This window comes from Streptomyces sp. AK08-02 (assembly GCF_033795085.1).
Lineage (GTDB): Bacteria > Actinomycetota > Actinomycetes > Streptomycetales > Streptomycetaceae > Streptomyces > Streptomyces echiniscabiei.
Genome location: NZ_JARAZV010000001.1, coordinates 264425 through 290298, shown reverse-complemented (window position 1 = coordinate 290298; position 25874 = coordinate 264425). Strand labels below are relative to the sequence as shown.

Sequence of the window (25874 nt, the reverse complement as noted above, 5' to 3'; positions counted from 1 at the left end):
GGCATCGCCACAGTCCGCTGTGGGAGGATCACAGGACTTCTCTGGCTACAACGTCGCACCCACAAGGAGCGTGCCCATGTCCTCGAATCCGGTCGCCGAGACCGTCGCCTCCCTCATGCCGAGGGCACGGGCGGAGCTCACCGAACTGGTGGCGTTCAAGTCGGTGGCGGACTTCGAGCAATTCCCGAGGAGCGAGAGCGAGGCCGCCGCGAACTGGGTCGCAGACGCGCTGCGGGCCGACGGGTTCCAGGACGTGGCCCTGCTCGACACCCCGGACGGCACGCAGTCGGTGTACGGCTTCCTGCCCGGCCCCGAGGGCGCGAAGACCGTCCTGCTCTACGCCCACTACGACGTGCAGCCGCCGCTCGACGAGGCAGGCTGGGTGACCCCGCCCTTCGAGCTGACCGAGCGCGACGGCCGCTGGTACGGACGCGGTGCCGCCGACTGCAAGGGCGGCCTCATCATGCACCTGCTCGCGCTGCGCGCCCTCAGGGCGAACGGCGGCGTCCCGGTCAACGTCAAGGTGATCGCCGAGGGTTCGGAGGAGATGGGCACGGGCGGTCTGGAGCGGTACGCCGAGGAACACCCGGAGCTGCTCGGCGCCGACACGATCGTCATCGGCGACTCGGGCAACTTCCGGGTCGGGCTGCCGACTGTCACCTCGACCCTGCGCGGCATGACCATGCTCCGGATCAGGATCGACACCCTTGAGGGCAACCTCCACTCGGGCCAGTTCGGCGGGGCCGCGCCCGACGCGCTGGGCGCGCTGATCCGCGTACTCGACTCGCTTCGGGCCGAGGACGGTTCGACGACGGTCGACGGACTCACGGACGAGGTGTCGTGGGACGGGCTCCAGTACGACGAGAAGCAGTTCCGCACGGACGCCAAGGTGCTCGACGGAGTGGAGCTGATCGGCTCCGGCCCGGTCGCCGACCGGATCTGGGCCCGCCCGGCGGTCACGGTCCTCGGCATCGACTGCCCTCCGGTGATCGGGGCCACCCCGTCCGTGCAGGCGAGCGCCCGCGCGCTGGTCAGCCTGCGGGTGCCGCCGGGCGTGGACGCGGCGGCGGCGACCGAGCTCCTCAAGGCGCATCTGACGGCGCACACGCCGTGGGGCGCGCGGGTGGCCATGGAGCAGATCGGCCAGGGCCAGCCGTTCCGCGCCGACACCTCCAGCCCGGCGTACAAGGCGATGGCCGAGGCAATGGCGGTCGCGTACCCGGGCCAGGAGATGCAGTACGCGGGCCAGGGCGGCTCGATCCCCCTGTGCAACACGCTCGCGTCGCTCTACCCGCGGGCCGAGATCCTGCTGATCGGCCTGAGCGAGCCGGAGGCCCAGATCCACGCGGTGAACGAGAGCGTGTCCCCGGAGGAGCTGGAACGCCTGTCGGTGACAGAGGCCCTGTTCCTCCGGAACTACGCCGCGTCCTGAGCCGCCCCGGCGGCCCGCCACCGGCCCCCTATTCCGCCTCGGGCTCTCCCACCGCCACCCCCGCCTCCAGATAGAGCGCGGCGCCGCGCTCGCGCGCCCGGAGCGCCCCGCGCAGGCGCTCGTATCGGACGGGCGGGAGCAGGTCGGCGGCCTCCTCCTCGGTGACGAAGCGCCAGTCGCGCAGTTCGGGGCCGGGCAGCAGCACCCGCGCGGCCCGGGCGCTGTCGAGCCGTCCGCCGTCGAAGAGGAGGCGCAGTCCGCCGTAGCCGGGCGGCTCGGGCGGTTCCCAGTCGATGACGAGGAGCCGGGGTACGTCGGTGAGGTGGATGCCCGTCTCCTCGGCGACCTCGCGGATGCCCGCGCGCGCGGGAGCCTCACCCCGCTCGACGACGCCGCCGGGAAACTCCCATCCCGCCTTGTAGGTGGGGTCGACGAGCAGGACCCGATCCTCGTCGTCGAACAGCAGGACCCCGGAGGCCACCGTTTCGCCGGTGGGTTCCGGGGTCTGCACGATGTCGCACGTGGGCGCGGTCCCGGTGCCGACGGCCTCGGCGATTCGTACGGCCGTCTCGTACGGGGTGAGGGCGCTGGTGTCGACCGGGTGGGCGTCGGCGGTGAGCCAGGAAGCGAGCGCCGTCCGGTAGGACTCGATCTGGTCGTACGACCATTGCCGTACGCGTATCTCTCCGTCCGGGAGGTCCGGTGGGATCTCCCGGGTGGCTATTCGCTCGCGCAGTATCGTTTCCGCCGGGGCTAGAAGGACATGCCGGACCGCGATCCGGCGGGCGGCGAGGCCACCGAAGATCTCGTCGCGGTACTCCTGGCGGAGGAGCGTCATGGGGACCACGAGGGTGCCGCCGAGCTCGGCGAGCATGGCGGCCGCGGTGTCCACGACGAGCCGCCGCCAGATCGGCAGGTCCTGGAAGTCACCGACCTCCGCGAGTCGCTTGGGCGGCAGCAGACGCGCGAGTGCCCCGCCGATGACCTCGGGGTCGAAGAGCGTGCTGTTCGGGATCAGTTCGTTCAGTTCCCGTGCGGTGGTGGTCTTTCCCGCACCGAACGCGCCGTTGACCCAGACGACGATCACATTTCCCCCTCTTCTGTTGGACCCCTGAGGCTTGCCCGCTCCACCCTGCCACGGAAACCAGATTCGGATGAGGGCGCATACACGGCGGCGCCGATGCCCCGTCACACGGGCCACCGGCGCCACTTGGACCACTTCCGGCTCGTCAGCCGTTGGCGCTGTCGCCTCCCAGCGCGTTCTCGTCCACGGCCATGCTGTCGCTCGCGACGGTGTGGTCGAGGGCGCTGAGCGTGTCGTCCACGTTCAGATCACCGAGGGCGTCGGCCCCGAGGCCGTGGGAGGGGGTGATCGCCGCGACGACGAACCCGGTGGCGAGGGAGGCGATGGCGAGCATGCTGCGCTTCTTCATGCCCGGCTCAACTGCCGAACCGGGGTGGGGGTCACGGGATTCGCGCACCGTGTCACATTCCCGGTGGCCGCGCCGTCGTACCGCCGAGGCACCATCCACGGACCAGAGGAGCGACCACATGCCCGCAGCCGGCGCCACCAGCAACACAGCGACCCTCGACCGCCTCCACTCCGCCGTGAACAGCGGCGACCCGGACATCATCTCCAAGGCCATCGACGAGTTGGTCGCACCGGACGTGCTCTTCCACGCGCCGGTACCGATGGGCGCGACGGGACCCGACGCACTCAAGCAGGTGTGGGAAACGCTCCTGCGCGCGTTCCCCGACATCCACGTCTCCGTCGAGGAGACGGTCGCGGAAGGCGACAAGGTCGTCTCCCGGAACACGGTGACCGGGACCCACCGGGGCGAGTACCAGGGGCTGTCGCCCACGGGAAGGACCGTCACCTACGGCGAGATCTTCATCTGCCGGTTCACCGAGGGACGGATCACCGAGATCCGCGGCGTCGTCGACGTCCTCACCCAGCTGCGCCAGTTGGGCGCCCTCCCGGCCTGACCTCGCCCGGGACGGCAGGACCTCCTGGCGGAGCCGGGTTTCGGCACGCGGTCGCAGCCAGGAGATCCGCCGGCGGCCTCACTTCACCGGTTCCCGCCGAACCCGGCGATCAGCCTCGGACGCTCGCCTCGGCCGTGTCGTCCGCCCTGCGCGTCAGCGCCGCCGCTGCCGCGCCGACGAGGCCCGCGTCCGTGCCCATCTGCGCCGGGACGATCTCCAGACGCTGGACGAACGACAGTGTGGCGTAGGTCTTCAGGGCCGCGCGCAAGGGCGCGAAGAGGACGTCACCGGCCTTCCCCACACCGCCGCCGATCACAGCGACGTCGATCTCCACGAGGGTCGCCGTGGCGGCGATGCCCGCCGCGAGCGCCTGGGCGGCGCGCTCGAAGGAGGCGAGGGCGACCGGGTCGCCGGCCCGCGCCGCCTCGGCGACCGCGGCGGCCGAGATGTCGCCGTCGGGGCCCGGCTGCCAGCCGTTCTCGAGGGCGCGCCGAGCGATGTTGGGACCGCTGGCGATGCGCTCCACACAGCCGCGGGAGCCGCAGGCACAGGGTTCACCGTCGAGTTCCACGCTGATGTGCCCGATGTGGCCGGCGTTGCCGGTGGGTCCGGGGTGCAGCCGGCCGTTGAGGACCAGGCCGCCGCCGACGCCGGTCGAGACGACCATGCAGAGCGCGTTGTCGTGGCCGCGTGCGGCGCCCTGCCAGTGCTCGGCGGCCGTGATCGCCACGCCGTCGCCGATCAGTTCGACGGGCAGGCCTCCGGTCACGGCCCGGACGCGTGCGACCAGCGGAAAGCCGCGCCAGCCGGGCACGTTCACCGGGCTCACCGTGCCCGCCGAGGCGTCCACCGGCCCCGCACTGCCGATTCCGACGGCGGTCACACCCACCCACGAAGGCGAGCCGGTCAGCTCGGCGAGCACCTCCTCCACTGCGCGCATGACCGTCTCCCCGTCCTCCCGGGCGGGCGTCGGGCGCTGAGCGCGCAGCAGGATCCGGCCGTGGCCGTCCACCAGCGCTCCGGCGATCTTGGTACCGCCGATGTCGAGCGCGGCCACGAGGTCGGTGTGCATCAGTGTCAGATCTCCCTGTCAACCATGGCAAAGGGGCAGGCCGGTCTGATGGTGGGGGCGCAGGCCGGAGTTGGCGTGGACAGTGTCCCCTGCACCTGACAACGTTGTCCAGGCCCTATGCTCGACGCCACATCCTCATACACAACCTGGGACGACGCATCCCCCGCACGCAACACGGTCCGGAGTTTCGCGATGGATCGCCGTGGACCGCCGACATCCCGTGGACGACAGGACAGGACAGCGCATCGTGGCCGACACCGCCCGCCGCCCGGAGAACCGCTACGGCAACCGTCCGACCATGAAGGACGTGGCCGCCCGTGCCGGGGTCGGTCTGAAGACGGTCTCGCGTGTCGTCAACGCGGAACCGGGGGTCACCCCGGAGACCGAGCGCCGCGTACAGGAGGCCATCGACGCCCTGGGGTTCCGCCGCAACGACAGCGCGAGAGTGCTCCGCAAGGGCAGTACTGCGAGCATCGGCCTCGTCCTGGAGGACCTCGCCGACCCGTTCTACGGCCCCCTGAGCCGAGCTGTCGAGGAGCTCGCCCGAGCACACGGCGCCCTGCTGATCAACGGGTCGAGCGCCGAGGACCCGGACCGGGAGCAGGAACTGGTGCTGGCGCTGTGCGCGCGGCGCGTGGACGGGCTGGTGATCATTCCGGCCGGTGACGACCACCGTTATCTGGAGCCGGAGCTGAAGGCCGGCGTCGCCACGGTGTTCGTGGACCGGCCAGCCGGGAAGATCGACGCCGACGTCGTCCTGTCGGACAGCTTCGGCGGCGCCCGTGACGGCGTGGCCCACCTGATCGCGCACGGCCACCGCAGGATCGGCTTCATCGGCGACATGCCCCGCATCCACACCTCCGCCGAGCGGCTTCGCGGCTACCGCGCCGCGATGGAGGACGCGGGGATACCGGTCGACGACGCGTGGATGTCGCTCGGCGTCACCGACCCGGAGCGGGTTCGGCGCGCGGCCGAGGAGATGCTCTCCGCGCCGTCCCCGGTGACGGCGGTCTTCGCGGGCAACAACCGGGTGACGGTCACCGTCGTCCGGGTCCTCACCGAGCAGCGCCGCCCCGTCGCCCTCGTGGGCTTCGACGACTTCGAACTCGCCGACCTGCTCCAGCCGGGCGTGACCGTGGTCGCCCAGGACGCGGCTCAGCTGGGCCGCACGGCCGCCGAGCGTCTCTTCCGCCAGCTGGACGGCACCCTGCTCGCCCCGGAGCGCATCGAACTCCCGACCCGCCTGATCACCCGGGGGTCGGGGGAGCTGCCTCCGGCGGACTGAGACGGGCCGCGCCCGGAGTCCCCGGGCTCAGCAGACCGGGAGTCCGGGCACCGGGGCGTCGTTGTCGCCGCCCTTGAGGTAGACGACGCTGACGTAGACACCGGCGTTGCCGCTGTCGTCGTCGGTCTTCGCCCACCAGACGTTCGTCCACTCGCCGTAGGTCTCGCGCCGGCCCAGGTTCTGCTGGCAGTAGAAGTAGTTGATGCCCGAGTTGAGGACGCCGACCTCGGTGCCGGACGCCGTGTAGGACTTGGTGGTGCGCCAGACCGAGCAGTTGTACTTGCCGTCGCCGGCCGGCTCGCACGCGGGCTCGGGCGTGGCGGTCGCGCCACCGCTCGTGCTGCTCCCGCCGGTTGTGCCGCTGCCCCCGGTCGTCCCGGTCCCGCCGGTCGTGCCCGAGCCCCCGGTCGTCCCTGTTCCGGTGTCTCCGGTGGTCCCGCCCGAGGCGCCGCCGCCGGTCGTGCCGTTTCCCGAGGTCTTCGACGCCTCCGGGGTCACGTGGTCCCCGGGCTCGGCGCCCTTGGTCCCGGTCGGCTCCGCCGGAGAGGGGGACTTCCCGGGGGCCTTTCCGGTGGGAGTGGGATCGGAGAGGTCCAGGTCGGCCCGGCCGTTGCCGGTGGAGGGCGCCGGCCCACGGCTGTCCCCGGGCGCGACGGGCCGGGTGCTCGCCTCGCTGGCCTCCCCGCCGTTCAGCACCGCCGCGGTGGCTCCGGCGGCGGCGAGGACCACGATGACGGCCGCGGCGGCGAGCAACACGCGTCCCCTGCGGCGGGGTTGGGCGGAGGCGGGCACCGGGGTGGAGAAAGCGGTCGGCGCGGCGAGGTGGCCTGCATCCGGGACGCCGGCGGTGTGCGGGGGCCCGACGGGGCTGAAACCGGGCGCGGAGGACGTCACCGGCTCCGGCGGACCGAACCCGGGGGACGCCTGCTGTACGGCCGGGACGGCGGGTGACGCCTGCCCGGCGGGACCGAATCCCGGCGGCACCGACGGCGCGACGGACTCCGCCGCCCCCGCCGCCTTCCCTGCCTCCCTCACCTCTTCGTCCGTACGTGCGCTGCCCGCCTCGGGGATTCCGGCCGCGGCCGCTTCCGGCGGTCGCAGGCTCGTCGTCGGCATGTCCGTCGCACCGGCCGCGGCCGACGCACTCGCCGCGGGCGTGTCCGTCGCACCGCTCGTGGCCGACGCCACCGCCTCCAGCAGGCCCCGCGCCGTCTCCGCGTCCGGGCGTTCCTCCGGCCGCTTGGCCATCAGTTGCCGCAGGACGGGGCCCAGGGCACCGGCCTGGCGGGGTTCCGGGAGGGGTTCGGCCACGATCGCGGTGAGCGTGGACCAGGTCGACGTACGGCGGAAGGGCGAGGCGCCCTCGACGGCCGCGTACAGCGTGGCGCCCAGGGCCCAGATGTCGGAGGCGGGGCCGGGGTCGCCGCCCTGGGCCCGTTCGGGGGCCAGGTAGTCCAGGGAGCCCACGAGTTCGCCGCTGCGGGTGAGGTTCGTGGCCGAGCCGTCGCCCGGGTCCTCCATCGTGGCGATGCCGAAGTCGGTCAGGACGACCCGGCCCGAGGTCTCCAGCAGGATGTTGCCGGGCTTCACGTCGCGGTGCAGGACGCCGACGCGGTGGGCGGCGGACAGCGCGTCCATCACCTGGGCGCCGATTCCTGCGGCCTCGCGCGGATCCAGGGTGCCGCGCTCGCTCAGGACATCGTCCAGGGAGCGGCCGTCCACCAGTTCCATGACGATCAGAGGGCGGCCGTCGATCTCCGCGACATCGTGCACGGCGACGACGCCGGAATGGCGTATTCGGGCCGCCGCGCGGGCCTCGCGCTGCATCCGCAGCCGCAGGGCGGCCAGTTCGGGCGCGCCGGCGTCGGTGAACGCGCGCAGCTCCTTGACCGCGACCTCACGGCCGAGCACCTCGTCGACCGCACGCCAGACGACGCCCATACCGCCGCGCCCGAGCCGGGACACGACCCGGTAGCGGCCGGCCAGCAGTCGACCGGTGCCCGCCGCCGGATCCATTGCCGGTTCCACCGGCCGCTCCTCCGGCTGTCCGCCCGTCTGTCCGTGCTCCCCCGAAGACACCACTGCCCCGTTCCTGTGACCCATCCGTACGTGGCGTACGTGCCGTACAGACTACGGGGCCGGTGTGACAGCGGAATCTCGTGCCCATGGTTGTGACAGGCGTGCTATCTGGGCGACGCGGTGAGGTCGGCTCGTCTCGGGCGGGCGAAGCCGTCCAGGTCGGCGCGGGTCAGGCCGTTCGTCGCCCGGGTGACCTCCGCGACGTCGAGGGCGCCGCAGTCCAGGCCGCGCAGCAGATAGCCGCTGAGGGCCTTGGCGGTGGCCGGCTCGTCCATGACGTCGCCGCCGGCCCGGTCGGCGTAGCGGGAGAGGCGGGCCGCGGCCTGCTCGTAGCCCTCGCGGTAGAAGGCGAAGACGGCCGCGTACCGGGTCGGGATGTGCCGGGGGTGCATGTCCCAGCCCTGGTAGTAGGCGCGGGCCAGGGCGCGGCGGGTGAGGCCGTAGTGCAGGCGCCAGGCGGCGTGGACCTGCTCGGTGGGGCCGACCGGCAGGACGTTGGTGGAGCCGTCCGAGACGCGTACCCCGGTGCCCGCCGCCGCGACCTGCATGATCGCCTTGGCGTGGTCGGCGGCCGGGTGGTCGCTGGCCTGGTGGGCGGCGGAGACGCCGAGGCAGGCGCTGTAGTCGAAGGTGCCGTAGTGCAGGCCGGTGGCGCGGCCCTCGGCGGCCTGGATCATCCGGGCGACCGTGGCGGTGCCGTCGGTGGCGAGGATGGACTGGCTGGTCTCGATCTGGATCTCGAAGCCGATCCGGCCGGGCGTGAGGCCGCGCGCCTTCTCGAACTCCTCCAGGAGCCTGACCATGGCGGTGACCTGCTCGGCGTAGGTCACCTTGGGCAGGGTGAGGAGCAGTCCCTCGGGCAGGCCGCCGGCCTCCATCAGACCGGTCAGGAAGATGTCGAGGGTGCGGATGCCCCGGTCGCGCACCGGCGCCTCCATGCACTTCATCCGGATGCCCATGTACGGGGCGGCCGTGCCCTTCTCGTACGCCTCGGCGATCAGCCGGGCCGCGCGGGCCGCCGTCTCGTCCTCCTCGGTGTCCGGGCGGGGGCCGTAGCCGTCCTCGAAGTCGACGCGCAGGTCTTCGATCGGCTCGCGCTCCAGTTTGTCGCGGACACGGTCGTGGACGGATTCGGCGAGGTCGTCGGAGAGGCCGAGGACCGCGGCGAAGGAGGCGGCGTCCGGGGCGTGTTCGTCGAGGGCGGCGAGGGCCTGGTCGCCCCAGGAACGGATGGTGTCGGCGGCGAACGCGTCCCCGGGGACGTACACGGTGTGGACGGGCTGGCGGGTGCCGGGGTCTCCGGGGTAGCGGCGCTCCAGCTCCGCGTCGACCGGGGCGAGGGAGGCGCTGATCTCCTCGCTGACGGCACCCGCGAGGCTCGTCGTCACGTTTTCCTGCCGACCCTGCACCATTCCGAACCCTCCGTCTTCCGCAGTACGGAATCAGTAATCCGCATGACGAAGCTAGCCGTCGATCTTCCTCCAGGTCAACACCGTCCTGAAGCGGGATTGCCGAACCTTTCCCCTGGTCACTGCTGATCCCGGCGCCGTCTTCCGTATTCAGTGGGCAAGGTTCATTCTGACTCCGAAGGGGAGGGGATCGCGTGCCGAGAGAGGTCGGAGTGACGCGTCGCCACGGACTCAAGTCCGTGGCGGCCGCCGCCATCGCCATGCCGCTGCTGACCACAGCGAGCTCATCGATACCCGCGGTCGCCGGCGAGCACGCGGGCGCCCTGAACGTCATGACGTTCAACGTGCGCTTCGCGACCGTGGTCGACAAGACACCGCGCTGGTCCGTGCGCCGCCCGGTGATGCGGGAGCTGTTGCGTCGCGAGCGCCCGCACGTCATCGGCACCCAGGAGGGGCTCTACCAGCAGGTACGCATGATCGAGAAAGATCTCGGCGGGCACTACGACTGGATCGGCACGGGCCGGGGCGGTGGCAGCAAGGACGAGTTCATGGCGGTCTTCTACGACACCCGAAGACTCGAACCGCTGGAGTTCGACCACTTCTGGCTGTCCGACACCCCGTACACCATCGCCTCCAACACCTGGAAGGCGGACTGGCTGCGCATGGTGACCTGGGTGCGATTCGCCGATCTCGCCGACGGGGGGCGGGAGTTCTACGTCCTCAACACCCACCTGGACAACGTCAGTCAGTACGCCCGGGAGCGGTCCGCGGGGCTCATCGGCGAGACGATCGCCAAGTGGGACCCGTCGACGCCGGTCGTCGTCACCGGCGACTTCAACTCGGGCGCGCACGAGAACCGGGTGTACGACCTGATGCTGGACAACGGGCTCGTGGACACCTGGGACACGGCGCTCTCGCGCGGCCCGCAGTACGGGACGCTCAACTCCTACCGGCCGCCCAAACCCGGCGGTCGGCGCATCGACTGGATCCTGACCTCACCGGGGGTGACCACCCACCGGGCGGAGATCAACACCTTCTCCGTCGACGGGATGTACGCGAGCGACCATCTGCCGGTGCAGGTCTCGCTGAGCCTGGGATGAGCTGAGGCCCCCGCGACCGGTCGTGCTCAGGTGCTGCCGGTCGCGGGGGCCTCGACGGTTCAGGAGGCTCAGCCCTTGCGGGTGTTGATCTCCTCGGTGAGCTGCGGGACGACGTCGAAGAGGTCGCCGACGACGCCGTAGTCGACGAGGTCGAAGATCGGGGCCTCGGCGTCCTTGTTGACCGCGACGATGGTCTTCGAGGTCTGCATACCGGCGCGGTGCTGGATGGCGCCGGAGATGCCGTTGGCGATGTAGAGCTGCGGCGAGACGGACTTGCCGGTCTGGCCGACCTGGTTGGTGTGCGGGTACCAGCCCGCGTCCACGGCGGCGCGCGAGGCGCCGACAGCCGCGCCGAGGGAGTCGGCGAGCGCCTCGATGATCGGGAAGTTCTCGGCGCCGTTGACGCCACGGCCGCCGGAGACGACGATCGCGGCCTCGGTCAGCTCGGGGCGGCCGGTCGACTCGCGCGGGGTGCGCGCGGTGACCTTGGTGCCGGTGGTCTGGGCGGAGAAGGTGACGGCGAGGGCCTCGACGGCGCCGGCGGCCGGGGCGGCCTCCACGGGGGCCGAGTTCGGCTTGACGGTGATGACCGGGGTGCCCTTGGCGACCCGGGTCTTGGTGGTGAACGAGGCGGCGAACGCGGACTGCGTGGCCACCGGGCCCTCGTCGCCGGCCTCCAGGTCGGTGGCGTCGGTGATGATGCCGGAGCCGATGCGCAGCGCCAGACGGGCGGCGATCTCCTTGCCCTCGGCGGAGGAGGGGACCAGCACGGCGGCCGGGGAGACGGCGGCGTAGGCGGCCTGGAGGGCGTCGACCTTCGGGACGACCAGGTAGTCGGCGTACTCGGCGGCCTCGTGGGTGAGCACCTTGACGGCGCCGTGCTCGGCGAGAGCGGCGGCGGTGTCGGCGGCGCCGTTGCCCAGGGCGACGGCGACGGGCTCGCCGATGCGGCGGGCCAGGGTCAGCAGCTCCAGGGTGGGCTTGCGGACGGCGCCGTCCACGTGATCGACGTAGACGAGAACTTCAGCCATGGGACTTCTACTCTCCTGCTTGCGGAAGATGAGGGGCGGTCTGCGGGGCGGGGCTCAGCGAGCCTCGAACGGGCCTAGATGAACTTCTGGCCCGCGAGGAACTCGGCGAGCTGCTTGCCGCCCTCGCCCTCGTCCTTGACGATCGTGCCGGCCGTGCGCGCCGGGCGCTGGGTCGCGGAGTCGACCACGGTGTACGCGCCTTCCAGACCGACCTCCCCGGCCTCCAGGTCGAGGTCGGACAGGTCCCAGGCGGCCACCGGCTTCTTCTTGGCGGCCATGATGCCCTTGAAGGACGGGTAACGCGCCTCACCCGACTGGTCGGTGACCGACACGACGGCCGGGAGGGAGGCCTCCAGCTGCTCGGAGGCGGAGTCGCCGTCGCGGCGGCCCTTGACGACACCGTCCTCGACGGAGACCTCGGAGAGCAGGGTGACCTGCGGGACACCCAGCCGCTCGGCCAGCAGCGCCGGTACGACGCCCATGGTGCCGTCGGTGGAGGCCATGCCGGAGATGACCAGGTCGAAGCCGGCCTTCTCGATCGCCTTGGCGAGCACCAGGGAGGTACCGATGGCGTCGGTGCCGTGCAGATCGTCGTCCTCGACGTGGATCGCCTTGTCGGCGCCCATCGACAGGGCCTTGCGGAGCGCGTCCTTGGCGTCCTCGGGGCCGACGGTCAGGACCGTGATCTCCGCGTCGTCGGCCTCGTCGGCGATCTGCAGCGCCTGCTCGACCGCGTACTCGTCGAGCTCCGAGAGCAGACCGTCCACGTCGTCACGGTCGACGGTCAGGTCATCGGCGAAGTGCCGGTCGCCAGTGGCGTCGGGCACGTACTTCACAGTGACAACGATCCTCAAGCTCACGCCGGCTCTCCTACTGCATCGTCTGTTCCGGGCTGCCTTCCTGCAGGCAGCATAGGCGCCTCAAAGCGGCAGATCCCGATGGGGGCGACCCGCGCTCCGAACGAAATATTACTCGCCAGTACACCCACTCGACGCCCACTGAGCAAGCGCTTTGACGTGTGACCTTCGCAACGCAGCGTAACCGGAACCGGGCCGGGGCGCAGAGTCGGCAACATCACATTGTACCGATCGGTCGGTCACTGTCGGTCAGTCGCGAAGCCCGTTGAACCGGCCCTGGTGGTACAGCAGCGGCCGTCCAGGACCCGCGGGGTCGCCCAGCACGACCTCGGCCAGCACGATCCGGTGATCCCCCGCCGGCACACGCGCGACCGGGCGGCACACCAGCCAGGCCAGGACGCCGTCGAGGACGGGCACCCCCTCGGGGCCCTCACGCCAGGCGGTGGGCGCGCCGAAGCGGTCGGCGCCGCTGCGGGCGAAGGTCGCGGCCAGCTCGTGCTGGTGCTCGCCGAGTATGTGCACGCCGACATGGTCCGCCCCGGATATCGCGGGCCAGCTGGAGGCGCCGGTGCTGATGCCGAAGGAAACGAGCGGGGGCTCCGCGGAGACGGAGGCGAGGGAGGTGGCGGTGAAACCGACCGGACCGGCGCTCCCCCGGGCGGTGATCACGGCCACACCCGCCGCGTGCTGCCGGAATACGGAGCGCAGGAGATCGGGAGAGGCGGGAACGACGGACTGAGCGGTACCGAGGGCGGGCGTTGCCGTCATGGAACTGTCCTTCTGCGGGAGACGGTGAGCTGGGCGGTGGTTGCTCAACGGCCCGGACAGCGCGCGCTCGCGGTGCGCACGAGGTCCACATGGACCCGCGCGTGGAGAAGGAGTTCCGGAGGCATAGGGTCAGGTTGACGATAGATGGTGGGCGCAGTCAAGTGGCTTCCGGCATCTGGGAGATGCGTCACCGAACACACCATCAGCGGTGTTGACGGACAACCGGAACACCTCAAACGGCCTCCCCCAGCGCGGCGATGACCTCTTCCTTGCGCGGCTGCCCGGTCGCCCTCCGCACGATCCGCCCGTCGGCGTCGAGCACCAGCACGGTGGGCGTCTTGAGAATGTCGAGCTTCCGTACGAGGTCCAGGTGCCCCTCGGCGTCGATCTCGACGTGGGTGACTCCGGGCACGAGGCCGGCCACCTCGCCGAGGACACGTCGGGTGGCCCGGCAGGGGGCACAGAACGCGCTGGAGAACTGGACCAGCGTCGCCCGCTCGCCGAGGCTCTCACCCAAGTCGGCGGCGCCGAGCCGTTTTCCGTCGTCCCGCACGCGCACGCGTACCCTCCCGCTCCGCCGCCGATGCAGCACTCCGAACACGCTCGACGCCGCGAGCACCGCCACACAGATCACGATTCCGGTCATCCCCGGCTCCAGCGTTCATCAGACTGCAAAGATTCCCGGCTGCTCTAATCGTTTCCGTTGCGGAATGCTGTGTTCCATGGACATCGATGTGAGAGGGCCGCGATTCGGAGCGGCCGTGACGGCCGTCGTTCTGGCGACCGTGCTGGTCACCGGAAGCGCGTGGCTGCTGGCCTGGCAGACGCTGGCGTTCGCGCTGGGCGCGGTCGGCGGGGTGGGGCGCTCCCCGTACGGTCTGCTGTTCCGCCGGGTGATCCGTCCCCGGCTCGGCCCCCCGACGGAGTTCGAGGCTCCCGAGCCGCCCCGGTTCGCGCAGGCGGTCGGGCTCGTCTTCGCGGGCGTGGGACTCGCCGGGTACGCGCTGGGGGTGGAGTGGCTCGGGATCGCCGCGACGGGGGCGGCACTGGCGGCGGCGTTTTTGAACGCCGCGTTCGGGTACTGCCTGGGATGCGAGATGTACCTGGTCGTACGACGGGTGACGCCCCGCGCGGAGTAATGGCGACATAAAGACGATGCAGGGGAAGCGTAAAAGCACGAGGTGGATCAAGGGAGGACGTGACGAGTGTCTCGCCGATCACAGGCACGGGGACTGGCCACCCGTCCGTTCTTGGGGCACGATCTGCGCAACGCTGTAAAACCTACGGCTGCGTAACTTCCCGCCGGGGACCCCTTCCCAGGCAGAGCAGAGAGAAGGGTCATCCCCGTCCATGGCTGAGCTTGCCTACCGTCCCGCCATCGGTCTCGCCCGGACACTGTTCAAGGCCTGGGACCTGCAGATCGACTGCAAGGGGTCGGAGAACATTCCGCGCTCGGGTGGTGCGGTGCTGGTGAGCAACCACATCGGCTACCTGGACTTCATCTTCGACGGACTCGCGGCTCTTCCGCAGAAGCGCCTGGTGCGCTTCATGGCGAAGGAGTCGGTGTTCCGGCACAAGGTGTCCGGCCCGCTGATGCGGAACATGAAGCACATCCCGGTGGACCGCAAGAACGGCGAGCAGGCGTACGCGCACGCGCTGGACTCACTGCGCTCCGGCGAGATCGTCGGCGTCTTCCCCGAGGCCACGATCTCCCAGTCGTTCACGCTGAAGAGCTTCAAGTCCGGCGCGGCGCGGATGGCCCAGGAGGCGGGCGTCCCGCTGATCCCGATGGCCCTGTGGGGCACGCAGCGCCTGTGGACCAAGGGCCACCCGCGCAATTTCAAGCGCAGCCACATCCCGATCAACATCCGGGTCGGCGAAGCCATAGACGCCTCCCGCGACAAGTACGCGGGCGCGATCACCCGCCAGGTGCGCGAGCGCGTCAACGAGCTCCTGGAAGCCGCCCAGCGCGCCTACCCGGTCCGCCCCAAGGGCCCGGACGACACGTGGTGGATGCCGGCTCACCTCGGCGGCACGGCCCCGACCCCGGAGCAGGTCCGCGAGGCCGAGGCACGCTGAGCCCTCCGGGGGCCGGCCGGGCAGGCGGTTCGTTGGCTGCGGGTCCGTGGGGGCTGGTCGCGCAGTTCCTCGCGCCCCTACAGGGCGGGCCTGATCGTGATGCTTGAACCCGGGCTGAACTTCTCCAGCAGTTCCGCCAGTTCGGCGGCGGCGGTCTGTGACTCCTGGGTTGTCATCGGGGGCAGGCACTCCAGGAGGAAGATCGCGGACGTGGTCCGCTCGGTGAGCCGGGTGCGCGGGCCCTGGCGCCAGTTCCAGCGCCGGCACGTCACGCCCGCGTCGTCGCACCACACGACCTCACCCGCGCCGGGGTGCTCGACGGTCTCCTCGCCGCCCGCCACGGTCACGAAGTCCTCGGCGCCCGTGGCGCGCACGAGGCGCATCCCGCCCCGGATGTGGTCGAGGTCCTCGCCGCCGACCGGGACCAGGTGCGCCACGCTGATGGCGTTGTAGAGGTCGACCAGGACGTTGATCCGGGGCAGGCCGGCATCCGTCAGAGCCCTCTTGGCGAGCGCCTCGGCCGAGTTGCGGGTGCGCGACGGCTTCGAGCCGAACGCCGTGTACGTGTCCCGCCAGGCGACCATGTGCGGGTCCTCGTGCGGGGCGCGGCCGTCCAGGCGTACGGCGAGCCGGCGGGCCGCGTCGTCCAGGAGCGCCGAACTGGCCTCGGTGCTGGGCCCGTTGACAAGTCCGTGGGCCTCGATCGCGACGTGGGTGAAGCCCGGCGCGAGCGTGCGCACCTCGTCGGACACGATCAGGGTGAGTGTCATCGTCAGCCTCAGAGTGCGGTGGGGAGCGTCTTCCAGAGATACGGCCTGTCGGGTGCGGCCTTCAGCACGCCCAGCACAGCCGGATGAGGTTCAGCGTACAGTACTGGATAGTCCATCTCATTGGACTCTGGATCGGGGATCCAGGCCAGCCGCTCACCGTCGAGGGAGAACCGCGCGTCCACTCCGGCCCTGTTGCCGCGCGGATCCTGGCGATGCCAGGCGCCGTTGAACCGCACGGCGACCAGCCCGTGCACGACATGTCCGCCCCCGTCGTCGTGCGCGAGCCGCTGATAGCACAGCGCTGTGGGAATGTCCTCGGCACGCAGCAGTGCGGTCAGCGCGTGCGCCTTGGCGTAGCAGATGCCGGTGCGCTCCTCCAGGACGATGGAGGCACGCCAGGTGACCCGCGGGTCACCACTGTCGGCGGAGTGCGGGATGGTGTCGCGCACGAACTCGTAGGCCGCCCGCGCATAGGCATACGAGTCCACCGCATCCCTGGCGAGTCGTGCGGCGGTCTCCCGCACCAGCGGGTGAAGGTGGTCGATGACCTCGTCGGCGGCAAGATACCTGGACAGGTCAGAGGTGTTCTGGATCAGCTCCATGGCCCCAGAGCATAGGAATGCGGCCACCGAACAGTCAATGACTTTTCAGGTGACCGCATATCTATGCATTCGGTCCGGATGCTCGGTGAGAGGGCGTCAGCGCGCCATCTCCTCCTTCAGCGCAGCCACGAACGCGTCCACGTCGTCCTCGGTCGTGTCGAAGGCGCACATCCAGCGGACGTCGCCGGCGACCTCGTCCCAGAAGTAGAAACGGAAGCGCTTCTGCAGACGCTCACTCACGTCGTGCGGAAGTCGGGCGAAGACCGCGTTCGCCTGGACCGGGTAGAGGATCTCCACCCCGTGCACGGCCCGCACGCCCTCCGCCAGCCGCTGCGCCATCGCGTTGGAGTGGCGGGCGTTGCGCAGCCAAAGGTCCTTGGCTAGCAGCGCCTCCAACTGCACCGAGACGAAGCGCATCTTGGAGGCGAGCTGCATGGACAGCTTGCGCAGGTGCTTCATATGGCTGACGGCGTCCTGGTTGATGACGACGACCGCCTCACCGAACAGCGCGCCGTTCTTCGTCCCGCCGAGGGAGAGGATGTCGACGCCGGCCGCGTTGGTGAACGTCCGCATCGGGACGTCGAGCGAGGCCGCCGCGTTGGCTATGCGGGAGCCGTCCAGGTGGACCTTCATGCCGTGGGCGTGGGCGTGGTCGCAGATCGCGCGGATCTCGTCCGGGGTGTAGAGCGTGCCCAGCTCCGTGCTCTGGGTGATCGAGACGACCTGTGGCATCGCACGGTGCTCGTCGTCCCAGCCGTACGCCTGCCGGTCGATCAGGTCCGGGGTCAGCTTGCCGTCGGGGGTGGCCACCGTGAGCAGCTTGAGGCCGCCCATGCGTTCGGGGGCGCCGCCCTCGTCGACGTTGATGTGCGCGCTCTCCGCGCAGATCACGGCGCCCCAGCGGTCGGTGACCGCCTGGAGCGCGACGACGTTGGCTCCGGTGCCGTTGAAGACGGGGAACGCCTCCGCCGTGGCCCCGAAGTGGCTGCGGACGATCCGCTGGAGGTTCTCCGTGTAGTCGTCCTCGCCGTACGCGACCTGGTGCCCGCCGTTGGCCAGGGCCAGGGCGGCGAGCACCTCGGGGTGGGCCCCCGCGTAGTTGTCGCTGGCGAAGCCTCGGGTCTCCGGGTCGTGATGGCGGCGCGCGTCGGTCCTCGGAGGGTTCACGGCTTCTCGGTCAGCCACAGACGTTTCCCGTTCACTTCGGCGGCGGGCCGCTCCCAGACGCCGACGACGGCCTCGGCCAGTTCCTTGACGTCCGTGAAGCCCGCGAACTTCGCGTTGGGTCGCTCGGCGCGCATCGCGTCGTGCACCAACGCCTTGACGACCAGGATCGCAGCCGCCGACGTCGGCCCGTCCCCGCCCTCCGACACCCCGGCCTTGCGGAAGAAGTCGGCCATGGCCAGCGTCCACGCCTCGGCGGCGGCCTTGGCGGCGGCGTACGCGGCGTTGCCCGCGGTCGGGTTGCTCGCGCCCGCGGCGCTGGTCAGGACGTACCGGCCGCGGTCGCTGCGCTGGAGTGCCTCGTGGAACGCGAGGGACGTGTGCTGGACGGTGCGGATGAGCAGCAGTTCCAGCAGGTCCCAGTCGTCGAGGACCGTCTTGGTGAAGGTCTCGCTGCCGCGCCAGCCGCCGACGAGGTGGACCAGGCCGTCGACACGCCCGAAGTCCTTCTCGATGCGTGTGGCCCAGTCCCGGGTCGACTGCAGATCGAGCAGGTCGACGGTGTCGCCGACGACCGTGGCACCGCCGTGGGCGTAGCTCGCGGCGTCCACGGCCTCCGCGAGCCGCTCCGGGTCGTTGTCCGAACCGACGACCGTCGCACCCGCCTCGGCGAGCCTGAGCAGTGTCGCCCGGCCGGCCGGGCCGCCGGCGCCGGCGACCGCGATCACCGCACCGCTGAGAGCCCCGTTCCCCATCCTCATCGCCTCCTGAGCAGTGTTTTCGGTGGCACGGTCGCTCACGCGGCGATCCGCTCGGCGCTCTCCGCGGTGATCCCCTTGGTGGAGGCGATCACGTTCTTCAGCTTCTTGGAGAGGGCCTCATAGAACATGCTCAGCGGAAACTCGTCCGGAAGCACGTCGTCCACGAGCTTGCGCGGCGGCTGGTTCAGGTCGAGGGCGTCGGGGCCCTTGGCCCAACGGGAGCCCGGGTGCGGGGAGAGATGGGTGGAGACCAGCTCGTACGCCTTGAACCAGTGGATGAGTTTGGGCCGGTCGATGCCCTCGCGGTACAGGGTCTCGATCTCGGCGCAGAGCTGGTTGGTGACCTGCGGGGCGCGCTGCCAGTCGATGTGCAGCTTGTTGTCGGTCCAGCGGATCACGCCGTGCTGGTGGAGGTAGGCGAAGAGGAGCTGACCGCCGAGTCCGTCGTAGTTGCGGACGCGCTCGCCGGTGACCGGGAAGCGGAACATCCGGTCGAAGAGCACCGCGAACTGCACGTCACGGGCCTGCGGTACGCCTTCCGCCTCCAGCTTCACGGCCTCCTTGAAGGCGGTGAGGTCACAGCGCAGCTCCTCCAGGCCGTACATCCAGAACGGCTGGCGCTGCTTGATCATGAAGGGGTCGAAGGGCAGGTCGCCGTGGCTGTGGGTGCGGTCGTGGACCATGTCCCACAGGACGAACGCCTCCTCGCAGCGCTTCTGGTCGTGGACCATCGCGGCGACGTCCTCGGGCAGCTCCAGGCCGAGGATGTCGACAGCCGCGTCGGTGACCCGGCGGAAGCGGGCGGCCTCGCGGTCGCAGAAGATGCCGCCCCAGCTGAATCGTTCCGGCGCCTCGCGCACGGCGATGGTCTCCGGGAAGAGGACGGCGGAGTTGGTGTCGTACCCGGCCGTGAAGTCCTCGAAGGTGATGCCGCAGAACAGCGGGTTGTCGTAACGGGTGCGCTCCAGCTCGGCCAGCCAGTCGGGCCAGACCATGCGCAGGACGACCGCTTCGAGGTTGCGGTCGGGGTTGCCGTTCTGCGTGTACATCGGGAAGACGACCAGGTGCTGGAGGCCGTCCGCGCGGCTCGCGGCGGGCTGGAAGGCCAGCAGCGAGTCGAGGAAGTCGGGCACCCGGAAACCGCTGTCGGACCAGCGGCGCAGATCCTTGGCGAGGGCCTCGTGGTAGGCGGCGTCGTGCGGGAGCAGCGGGGAGAGTTCCGCGACGGCGTCCACGATCCGGCGCACGGCGAGATCGGCGTCCGCGGGGTCCGGGGCGTCCTCCCGGTCGAAGTCGATCGACCCGTCCTTGGCCTGCCATGGCCGGATCAGCTCGACGGCATCCTTGAGCACGGGCCAGGCCGGGTGCTCCACCACCCTGCCGAGCGGAGAAACCCGCTGGTCCGAAACTGCCTGCACAAGAATTTCCGTCATGTCCCATCCTCCACGGGAGAACCTCTCGTCATGACACCGTATGTGTTCGAGGTTCCCGACCACAAGGCGAGACAGGAGAGATTATCCTGCGCACCTCCATGGTCACCGCATTTTTTCCTGCCTGTAACCCGGACAACGATGACTTCCCTACCCGGCGGCGGCCGCTTCACACCCTCTGCGGATCAGTCACTTCCGGCCAGCGGTTCCGGCGCGTCCGTAAGGGTTCAATGCCGGGCCGGGCGGTTAGGCTGCGGCAGCCGAGCCGCCGACGGAAGCGAGCTGACCTTGAACTTCCTGACCATCGGGCACCGCGGAATCATGGGCGTCGAGCCCGAGAACACCCTCCGGTCGTTCGTCGCCGCCGAGCAGGCCGGCCTCGACATGATCGAACTCGATCTGCGCCTCAGCAAGGACGGCGCCCTCGTCGTCATGCACGACGCCGACGTCGACCGCACGACGGACGGCACGGGGCCCGTCGCCGAGATGACCCTCGCCGAACTGCGCGCCCTGGACGCGGGCCGCGACGAGCGCGTCCCGGTCTTCGAAGAGGTGCTCGACGCCGTCGGCGCACCGCTCCAGGCCGAGATCAAGGACACGGCGGCGGCGCGGGCGCTGGCCGAGGTGCTGGAGCGCCGCGATCTGACCGCCCGGGTCGAGGTGTCCTCGTTCCACGAGGACACGATCGCCGAGATCACCCGGTTGGTGCCCGGGGTGCGCACGGCGCTCATCGCCGGCCGCTACGGCACCGACGTCGTGGACCGCGCCACCCGCTCCGGCGCCTCGACCGTGTGCCTCGACATCCGCCGCCTCACCCTGGAGATCGTCGAGCGGGCGAGAAAGGCGGACCTCCGGATCATCGGCTGGGTGGTCAACACCCAGGACCAGCTGCGCCTCGTACGCGCCCTCCAACTGGACGGCGCGACCACCGACTACCCGCAGATCAAACGCACGGGCCGCTTCACCGCGTAGCGGACGTGCCCGGGTTCACCCCAGTTCCTTGACCAACAGCTCGAACTGCAGGTCGGCGCGCTGCGGAATGCCGAAGCGCTCGTCGCCGTACGGGAAGGGGCTCATCTCTCCCGTACGGCGGTAGCCGCGCCGCTCGTACCAGGCGATCAGGTCGTTCCGTACGGAGATCACGGTCATGTGCATCTCACGCGCATCCCAGGCCTCGCGCGCCGACCGCTCGGCCTCGGCGATGATCACCTTGCCGAGACCCGCACCCTGGAGGGCCGGGCTGACCGCGAACATGCCGAAGTAGGCGTGGTCCCCGCGGTGTTCGAGCTGGCAGCAGGCGACCACCCGGCCGTCCGTTTCGACGATGAGCAGCCGGCTGTCGGCCGACTTGATGACGCCCCGCACGCCCTCCGGGTCGGTCCGCTGCCCTTCCAGGATGTCCGCCTCGGTGGTCCAGCCCGCACGGCTGGCGTCTCCCCGGTACGCCGACTCGATCAGCGCGACCAGGGCGTCCACGTCGGACTCGGTGGCGTCGCGGAAGGTGGGTCCGGGGGCGGGGGTGTCCATGGCGGCGGTACTCCGGATCTCGGCTCGGGTCAGGTCGCTCCCGCCGTGGCGCGAGCGCCGCCCAGCCTAACTCCGCTCGCCGACACCCCCACTAGGCTCGGGTCGCATGGTGCATGTACTGAGCAGCCGGACCCTTCTGCGTCCCCTCGACCCTGAGCGGTCCCGGGTCTTCTACGGCGAGCGACTGGGCCTCGCCGTCCACCGCGAGTTCGGGACCGGACCGGAACGGGGCACCGTCTACTTCCTCGGCGGAGGGTTCCTGGAGCTTTCGGGGCGGGCCGACGAGCCCCCGTCGCCGTCCGTACGGCTGTGGTTGCAGGTGGCGGACATGTCGGCCGCGCACGACGAGCTGGTGTCCCGGGGCGTCGAGATCCTCAGGCCGCCGGTGAAGGAGCCGTGGGGGCTCGTCGAGATGTGGATCGCGGATCCGGACGGTACGCGGATCGTGCTGGTGGAGGTGCCGGCGGACCATCCACTGCGGTACCGGCCCGGCATCTGAGGCCTTCGACAGGCCCTCGCCGCCCATGAGTTCGACCGGTGGGCCGCCGGCCGGCCGTACGTCGTACACCCGTCGCCGCGGACGTCGGTGTCCGGCTCCCTGACCTGCCGTGCTCCGGCCCGCGCTCCCCCGCTTACACCCTTGCGCTCGTCTGCGCACCTCCCCGAGCGGGCATCCCTTCAGCGACGGTCTCGGAGGTCCCAGGGGGAGGGTGCGTGTGCACGGTCCGGCTTCGCCCGGGTGGCTGCTGGTCGCGTTGTGCGCGGCGACCGGCGCGTACTGCCTGCTGCGCATGCGCAGCAGGGTCGAGGAGCAGCGCCGGGCCGCGGGCGGCGAGGCGCTGATGGGCTTCGGCATGGCCGCGATGGCCGTGCCCGGCGCCGTACTCGCGCCCCCGCGCTGGGCCTGGCTGGTGTACACGGCCGTGTTCGGTACGGCGGCGTTGCGCGCCCTTTGGGCGGCCCGCACCGGGCGGCACCATCTGCACCATCTGGTGGGCGCGTTCGCCATGGCCTACATGGCGGCCGTGATGGCCGGCGCCCCGGGCCACCACCACGGGTCCGGTGGCTCCGGGGTCCCCCTGCTGACGGCGTCGCTGCTCGTCTACTTCACCGGCTATGTGCTGCTGGCCGGCGTCCGGCTGGTGTCCGTACCGGTGCTGGCCGTCGACGGCGGGGTCCGGACGGGCTCGCCCGGCTGGGGCGACCGGCCCGAACTGGCGCGTGCCTGCAGGCTCTCCATGGGAATAGCGACGGTCGCCATGCTGATCACGCTCTGACTGTACGAAACCGTGGTCTGCGTCACTTTGCCGCCAGAGACCGTAGGTCTGAGCGCCGCCCCGCTCATAGGCTGCGTCCATGATGGTCCCCGCGGCACTGTTGCTGCTCGGCGCGCTGACCGCCGTCGTCGCCCCGCGGCTGCTCGCCCGTGCCGAGTGGCCGGACCGCGAACCGGTGGTCGCCCTGTGGGTGTGGCAGTGCGTGGTGGCGGCCGTGCTGATGTGCTGCGCGCTGTCGATGACGCTCAGCGCGGCGGCGGCCTGGCAGGCCGTGCGCGGCCATGTCTTCGCCCCCGCACCGCACGCTGTCGTGGAGGCGTACGTCCTGGGCGCCTCCCGTCCATGGGCCGCGACGACGGCCGTTGCACTCGCCTGCGGCGGGCTGTGGACCGCGGCGATGCTCGTCCGCGAAGTCGTACGGGCGCGCGGTCGGCGCAGGCTGCGAAGTGCCGAACTCCTCGTCCGCGCACCGCTGTTGCCCGGTGAGGAGCCCGGGCCCGACCGGCTGGTGGTCCTGGAGGGTGAGCGCGCCGACGCCTGGTGGCTGACCGGCTCCGCCCCCGGGCTCGTCGTCACCACGGGCGCCCTGCGCCGCCTGCGAGGGCGTCAACTGGACGCGGTGCTCGCCCACGAGCAGGGGCACGCCCGGGCCCGTCACGACTGGCTGCTGCACTGTTCGGGCGCGCTGGCCAACGGGTTTCCGCAGGTGCCGGTCTTCGCCTCGTTCCGGGACGAGATGCACCGACTGGTGGAACTCGCCGCCGACGACATGGCCTCCCGCCGCTTCGGCCGGCTGACGACCGCCCTCGCCCTGGTCGAACTCAACGAGGACCGGGGCGTGTTCGGCCCGTCCCCGACCCCTCAGGCCCATGTCCCGCTGCGCGTCCACCGGTTGCTGACCGCACCGGACCGGCTGACGCCGGGCCGTCGGCTCCGGCTGACGGCGGCGGCGGCCCTCGTGCCGGTGATCCCGGTCCTGGTGGCGTTCGCACCGGGGTTGCGGGCCCTCGGATAGCGCGCCGACGTACACCTCGGTTGGCCTCCCGCCCGGCGCTTCGGCGAGGATCGACTCATGCGCACCCCCCACCTCGTCCCCCGGCTCCAGCGTCCGGTCCGGCATCGGGCCGTCCACGCCTCCGTCGCCCTGGCCCTCGCCTCCGCGCTGCTGCTGACCCTGGTCGCGGCGGACTGGCATCCGCTGATCACCCTCGACGGCGACATCGCGCGGGCCACCCACCGCTGGGCGGTCGACGAACCAGGGCTCACGCACGCGTTCCGGATCCTGACGGACTGGGTGTGGGACCCGTTGACGATGCGCCTGCTGTGCGCGGCCGTCGCGGTCTGGCTGGTGTGGCGGCACTCCGCGTGGGGGCTCGCGCTGTGGCTGGCGGTCGTCTGCGCGCTGGGCACGGTGCTCCAGCAGGCACTGAAGGCGGCGGTCGGCCGCGCCCGCCCCGTGTGGCCGGACCCCGTCGACTCCGCGCACTACGCGGCCTTCCCCTCCGGGCACGCCATGACCGCCACGGTGGTGTGCGGCCTGCTGCTGTGGCTGCTGCACCGGTACGGCGCCGGACGAGTCGTGTGGCGTACGGCCGTCACCGGGTCGGTGATCTCGGTTCTCGGTGCCGGCCTGACCCGGATCTGGCTCGGCGTCCACTGGCCCTCCGACGTGCTCGGCGGATGGCTCCTCGGCGCGCTCGTGGTGTCACTGGCCGTGCTGGCGCACGAGCGGTTCGAGCCGGCCCCCGAGCGTCCCTGACCTCGCGGTTCGCGCCTCCACTTGCGGACCGTCCCATTCAGCCCCGATCACCCCGGAACCGTACATACGATCGACAGCGGCGGCGGGAGACACCCGTCCGAGCCATCGAGCGCAGTCGAAACGGGGATCAACTTGTCCAGTATTTCGAGACGTTCGCTGCTGGGTTACTCGGGGACGGCCGCGGCGGGCGCGGCCCTGGGAACGGCGACACAGGCAGAGGCGGCGGAGGACGACCCCACCGCCATGCCCGAGTTCCCGACCAACACCGAGTTCAGCGGCGACTCCAACATCCGCAACGCCGAGTACAGCGAGCCCGACGGGCACATCGGCATCTCGTTCAAGGTGAACTGCTCCACGACCGGCGCCGCCCGCCCGAACCAGATCGACCCCATCGACATCGCGGACGCGCTCAACGCCTACCTCGAGTCGCGTGGCTGGCCGCCCATGACGTTCTACGGCACCCCGGTGCCCGCTCCGCTGAACTGACGGGAGGGCGTGCCCGCGGGAGGGCGTGGAACCGCGAGCGTGAGGGTGGGCCGTGATCGTCGGCCCGCCTTCCCGCGCGTCCCGCCCACGCCCGACGGTTCGGGCCGCGTCGTGGAGTGCGAGCAGCACGTCGGGCGTCTCCACCAGCACCTCGAACAGCTCGGCCGATAGGGTCCGGCGCATGGCTGCCGTGCTGTTCGACTTCTCCGGGACCCTCTTCCGTATCGAGTCCACCGACTCCTGGCTGCACGCCGTACTCGCCGACCACAGACTCGCCCTGCCGGAGCCCGAGTTCGGCAGGTCCGCCCGGGCGCTGGAGTCCGCGGGCGCGCTGCCGGGCGGGGCGTCCCCGGAGCGGTTGCCGGCGGAACTCGCGGCCGTGTGGGGGATCCGCGACCGGAGCGCCGAGCTGCACCGGGCCGCGTACACCGGGCTCGCCCGGCAAGTGCCTTTGCCCGACGCGGCGTTGTACGACGCGCTGTACGAGCGGCACATGACTCCGGCCGCGTGGGCCCCGTACGCCGACGCCGCAGAGGTACTGGGTTCGCTGCGGGAGCGAGGGATCTCCGTCGGGGTGGTGAGCAACATCGGCTGGGACCTGCGGCCCGTGTTCCGGGCGCACGGGCTGGACCCGTATGTCGACGCGTACGTCCTGTCGTACGAGCACGGCATCCAGAAGCCGGACCCGCGCCTGTTCAAGATGGCCTGCGACGCGCTCGGCGCCGCCCCGGCAGACGTGCTCATGGTCGGTGACGACCGGCACGCCGACGGGGGCGCGGCCGCCCTTGGCTGCGCGGTGCACTTCGTGGACCATCTGCCGGTGTCGCGGCGGCCGGACGGGCTGCGACCGGTACTGGACCTGATCTGCTGAGACCACGCTCCGAGTGAGGCACGCCGGTCTGAGGTGATCCCCCGCGTCACCCCAGACAGACGGCCGCCCGGAACCACCCGCGAGGGGTCGCTCCGGCCGCGTCGGCATCGTCGGCTGACAAAATGTCAA

Annotated in this window: 28 protein-coding genes; 13 read left to right on the top strand and 15 right to left on the bottom strand. The window is 71.1% G+C overall.

Going from position 1 to position 25874, the window contains the following annotated elements; translation table 11 throughout:
* The first annotated feature begins 76 nt into the window (after positions 1–76).
* A complete protein-coding gene (locus PV734_RS01255) occupies positions 77–1432 on the top strand; it encodes a dipeptidase (protein WP_319091608.1) in 1356 nt (451 codons plus the stop codon).
* Between the two features lie 28 nt (positions 1433–1460).
* On the opposite strand, the gene PV734_RS01250 is transcribed toward PV734_RS01255, so the two are convergent.
* Together PV734_RS01250 and PV734_RS01245 are read right to left on the bottom strand one after the other, a co-directional pair.
* The gene (locus tag PV734_RS01250; RefSeq protein WP_319091607.1) at positions 1461–2519 is read right to left on the bottom strand and encodes an NUDIX hydrolase; all 1059 of its coding nucleotides are present in this window, start codon (positions 2517–2519) and stop codon (positions 1461–1463) included.
* A gap of 142 nt (positions 2520–2661) precedes the next feature.
* A complete protein-coding gene (locus PV734_RS01245; RefSeq protein WP_006381451.1) occupies positions 2662–2865 on the bottom strand; it encodes a hypothetical protein in 204 nt (67 codons plus the stop codon).
* 118 nt (positions 2866–2983) lie between these two features.
* On the opposite strand from PV734_RS01245, the gene PV734_RS01240 reads away from it, so the two are divergent.
* Positions 2984–3418 carry an ester cyclase gene (locus PV734_RS01240; protein ID WP_319288530.1) on the top strand — a complete coding sequence of 145 codons (435 nt, stop codon included), beginning with the start codon at positions 2984–2986 and terminating at the stop codon, positions 3416–3418.
* Positions 3419–3527: 109 nt separating this feature from the next.
* On the opposite strand, the gene PV734_RS01235 is transcribed toward PV734_RS01240, so the two are convergent.
* Positions 3528–4490: an ROK family protein gene (locus tag PV734_RS01235; protein WP_319091605.1), complete on the bottom strand. Its 963-nt coding sequence runs from the start codon at positions 4488–4490 to the stop codon at positions 3528–3530.
* A 220-nt stretch (positions 4491–4710) separates the two neighbouring features.
* Here PV734_RS01235 and PV734_RS01230 point away from each other — a divergent pair, with 220 nt between their 5' ends.
* Positions 4711–5775 carry a LacI family DNA-binding transcriptional regulator gene (locus PV734_RS01230; protein WP_319091604.1) on the top strand — a complete coding sequence of 355 codons (1065 nt, stop codon included), beginning with the start codon at positions 4711–4713 and terminating at the stop codon, positions 5773–5775.
* Between the two features lie 27 nt (positions 5776–5802).
* Here the strand turns inward: PV734_RS01230 and PV734_RS01225 are convergent, their stop codons facing one another.
* Positions 5803–7854 (bottom strand): protein kinase domain-containing protein, encoded by a 2052-nt coding sequence (locus PV734_RS01225; protein ID WP_415924145.1) that lies wholly within the window; start codon positions 7852–7854, stop codon positions 5803–5805.
* Between the two features lie 104 nt (positions 7855–7958).
* On the bottom strand, positions 7959–9266 hold the full coding sequence (locus PV734_RS01220; RefSeq protein WP_319288529.1) for a DUF6986 family protein: 1308 nt from the start codon (positions 9264–9266) through the stop codon (positions 7959–7961).
* Positions 9267–9457: 191 nt separating this feature from the next.
* Between PV734_RS01220 and PV734_RS01215 the strand changes: the two genes are divergently transcribed.
* Complete coding sequence (locus tag PV734_RS01215; protein ID WP_319091601.1) at positions 9458–10363, top strand: endonuclease/exonuclease/phosphatase family protein; 906 nt, start codon at positions 9458–9460, stop codon at positions 10361–10363.
* Between the two features lie 68 nt (positions 10364–10431).
* On the opposite strand, the gene PV734_RS01210 is transcribed toward PV734_RS01215, so the two are convergent.
* The 4 genes from PV734_RS01210 to PV734_RS01195 form a co-directional block, all read right to left on the bottom strand.
* Positions 10432–11394 carry an electron transfer flavoprotein subunit alpha/FixB family protein gene (locus PV734_RS01210; RefSeq protein WP_319288528.1) on the bottom strand — a complete coding sequence of 321 codons (963 nt, stop codon included), beginning with the start codon at positions 11392–11394 and terminating at the stop codon, positions 10432–10434.
* 74 nt (positions 11395–11468) lie between these two features.
* Positions 11469–12254, bottom strand: a complete 786-nt coding sequence (locus tag PV734_RS01205) for an electron transfer flavoprotein subunit beta/FixA family protein (protein ID WP_319091598.1) — start codon at positions 12252–12254, stop codon at positions 11469–11471.
* Between the two features lie 246 nt (positions 12255–12500).
* Positions 12501–13019 (bottom strand): flavin reductase family protein, encoded by a 519-nt coding sequence (locus PV734_RS01200; protein WP_319091597.1) that lies wholly within the window; start codon positions 13017–13019, stop codon positions 12501–12503.
* Positions 13020–13251: 232 nt separating this feature from the next.
* Complete coding sequence (locus PV734_RS01195; protein WP_319091596.1) at positions 13252–13665, bottom strand: thioredoxin family protein; 414 nt, start codon at positions 13663–13665, stop codon at positions 13252–13254.
* Between the two features lie 76 nt (positions 13666–13741).
* Here PV734_RS01195 and PV734_RS01190 point away from each other — a divergent pair, with 76 nt between their 5' ends.
* Together PV734_RS01190 and PV734_RS01185 are read left to right on the top strand one after the other, a co-directional pair.
* The gene (locus tag PV734_RS01190) at positions 13742–14158 is read left to right on the top strand and encodes a DUF4395 domain-containing protein (protein WP_319091595.1); all 417 of its coding nucleotides are present in this window, start codon (positions 13742–13744) and stop codon (positions 14156–14158) included.
* 211 nt (positions 14159–14369) lie between these two features.
* Complete coding sequence (locus PV734_RS01185) at positions 14370–15098, top strand: lysophospholipid acyltransferase family protein (RefSeq protein ID WP_319091594.1); 729 nt, start codon at positions 14370–14372, stop codon at positions 15096–15098.
* 77 nt (positions 15099–15175) lie between these two features.
* On the opposite strand, the gene PV734_RS01180 is transcribed toward PV734_RS01185, so the two are convergent.
* The 5 genes from PV734_RS01180 to PV734_RS01160 all read right to left on the bottom strand — a co-directional run bounded on the left by PV734_RS01180 (position 15176) and on the right by PV734_RS01160 (position 19828).
* Positions 15176–15868, bottom strand: a complete 693-nt coding sequence (locus PV734_RS01180) for a B3/4 domain-containing protein (RefSeq protein ID WP_319288527.1) — start codon at positions 15866–15868, stop codon at positions 15176–15178.
* An 8-nt stretch (positions 15869–15876) separates the two neighbouring features.
* Positions 15877–16470 carry a transglutaminase family protein gene (locus PV734_RS01175; RefSeq protein ID WP_319288526.1) on the bottom strand — a complete coding sequence of 198 codons (594 nt, stop codon included), beginning with the start codon at positions 16468–16470 and terminating at the stop codon, positions 15877–15879.
* A 96-nt stretch (positions 16471–16566) separates the two neighbouring features.
* Positions 16567–17637: a low specificity L-threonine aldolase gene (locus PV734_RS01170; RefSeq protein ID WP_319288525.1), complete on the bottom strand. Its 1071-nt coding sequence runs from the start codon at positions 17635–17637 to the stop codon at positions 16567–16569.
* Positions 17634–18389, bottom strand: a complete 756-nt coding sequence (locus PV734_RS01165) for an SDR family NAD(P)-dependent oxidoreductase (RefSeq protein ID WP_319091590.1) — start codon at positions 18387–18389, stop codon at positions 17634–17636. Before PV734_RS01165 ends, PV734_RS01170 begins: the two co-directional genes overlap by 4 nt.
* A 41-nt stretch (positions 18390–18430) precedes the next feature.
* Entirely contained in the window at positions 18431–19828 is a 1398-nt protein-coding gene (locus tag PV734_RS01160; RefSeq protein WP_319288524.1) for a DUF6421 family protein, read from the bottom strand.
* A gap of 285 nt (positions 19829–20113) precedes the next feature.
* Between PV734_RS01160 and PV734_RS01155 the strand changes: the two genes are divergently transcribed.
* Complete coding sequence (locus tag PV734_RS01155; protein ID WP_319091588.1) at positions 20114–20797, top strand: glycerophosphodiester phosphodiesterase; 684 nt, start codon at positions 20114–20116, stop codon at positions 20795–20797.
* Between the two features lie 15 nt (positions 20798–20812).
* On the opposite strand, the gene PV734_RS01150 is transcribed toward PV734_RS01155, so the two are convergent.
* Complete coding sequence (locus PV734_RS01150) at positions 20813–21352, bottom strand: GNAT family N-acetyltransferase (protein ID WP_319091587.1); 540 nt, start codon at positions 21350–21352, stop codon at positions 20813–20815.
* Positions 21353–21458: 106 nt separating this feature from the next.
* On the opposite strand from PV734_RS01150, the gene PV734_RS01145 reads away from it, so the two are divergent.
* The 6 genes from PV734_RS01145 (at position 21459) to PV734_RS01120 (ending at position 25745) form a co-directional block, all read left to right on the top strand.
* A complete protein-coding gene (locus PV734_RS01145; protein WP_319091586.1) occupies positions 21459–21851 on the top strand; it encodes a VOC family protein in 393 nt (130 codons plus the stop codon).
* A gap of 217 nt (positions 21852–22068) precedes the next feature.
* A complete protein-coding gene (locus PV734_RS01140) occupies positions 22069–22629 on the top strand; it encodes a DUF5134 domain-containing protein (RefSeq protein WP_319288523.1) in 561 nt (186 codons plus the stop codon).
* Positions 22630–22708: 79 nt separating this feature from the next.
* Positions 22709–23644 (top strand): M56 family metallopeptidase, encoded by a 936-nt coding sequence (locus PV734_RS01135; RefSeq protein WP_319288522.1) that lies wholly within the window; start codon positions 22709–22711, stop codon positions 23642–23644.
* A 57-nt stretch (positions 23645–23701) separates the two neighbouring features.
* Positions 23702–24388 carry a phosphatase PAP2 family protein gene (locus tag PV734_RS01130; protein WP_319091583.1) on the top strand — a complete coding sequence of 229 codons (687 nt, stop codon included), beginning with the start codon at positions 23702–23704 and terminating at the stop codon, positions 24386–24388.
* Between the two features lie 132 nt (positions 24389–24520).
* Positions 24521–24874 carry a twin-arginine translocation signal domain-containing protein gene (locus tag PV734_RS01125; RefSeq protein WP_319091582.1) on the top strand — a complete coding sequence of 118 codons (354 nt, stop codon included), beginning with the start codon at positions 24521–24523 and terminating at the stop codon, positions 24872–24874.
* A gap of 181 nt (positions 24875–25055) precedes the next feature.
* The gene (locus tag PV734_RS01120; protein ID WP_319288521.1) at positions 25056–25745 is read left to right on the top strand and encodes an HAD family hydrolase; all 690 of its coding nucleotides are present in this window, start codon (positions 25056–25058) and stop codon (positions 25743–25745) included.
* The last annotated feature ends 129 nt before the right edge of the window (positions 25746–25874 follow it).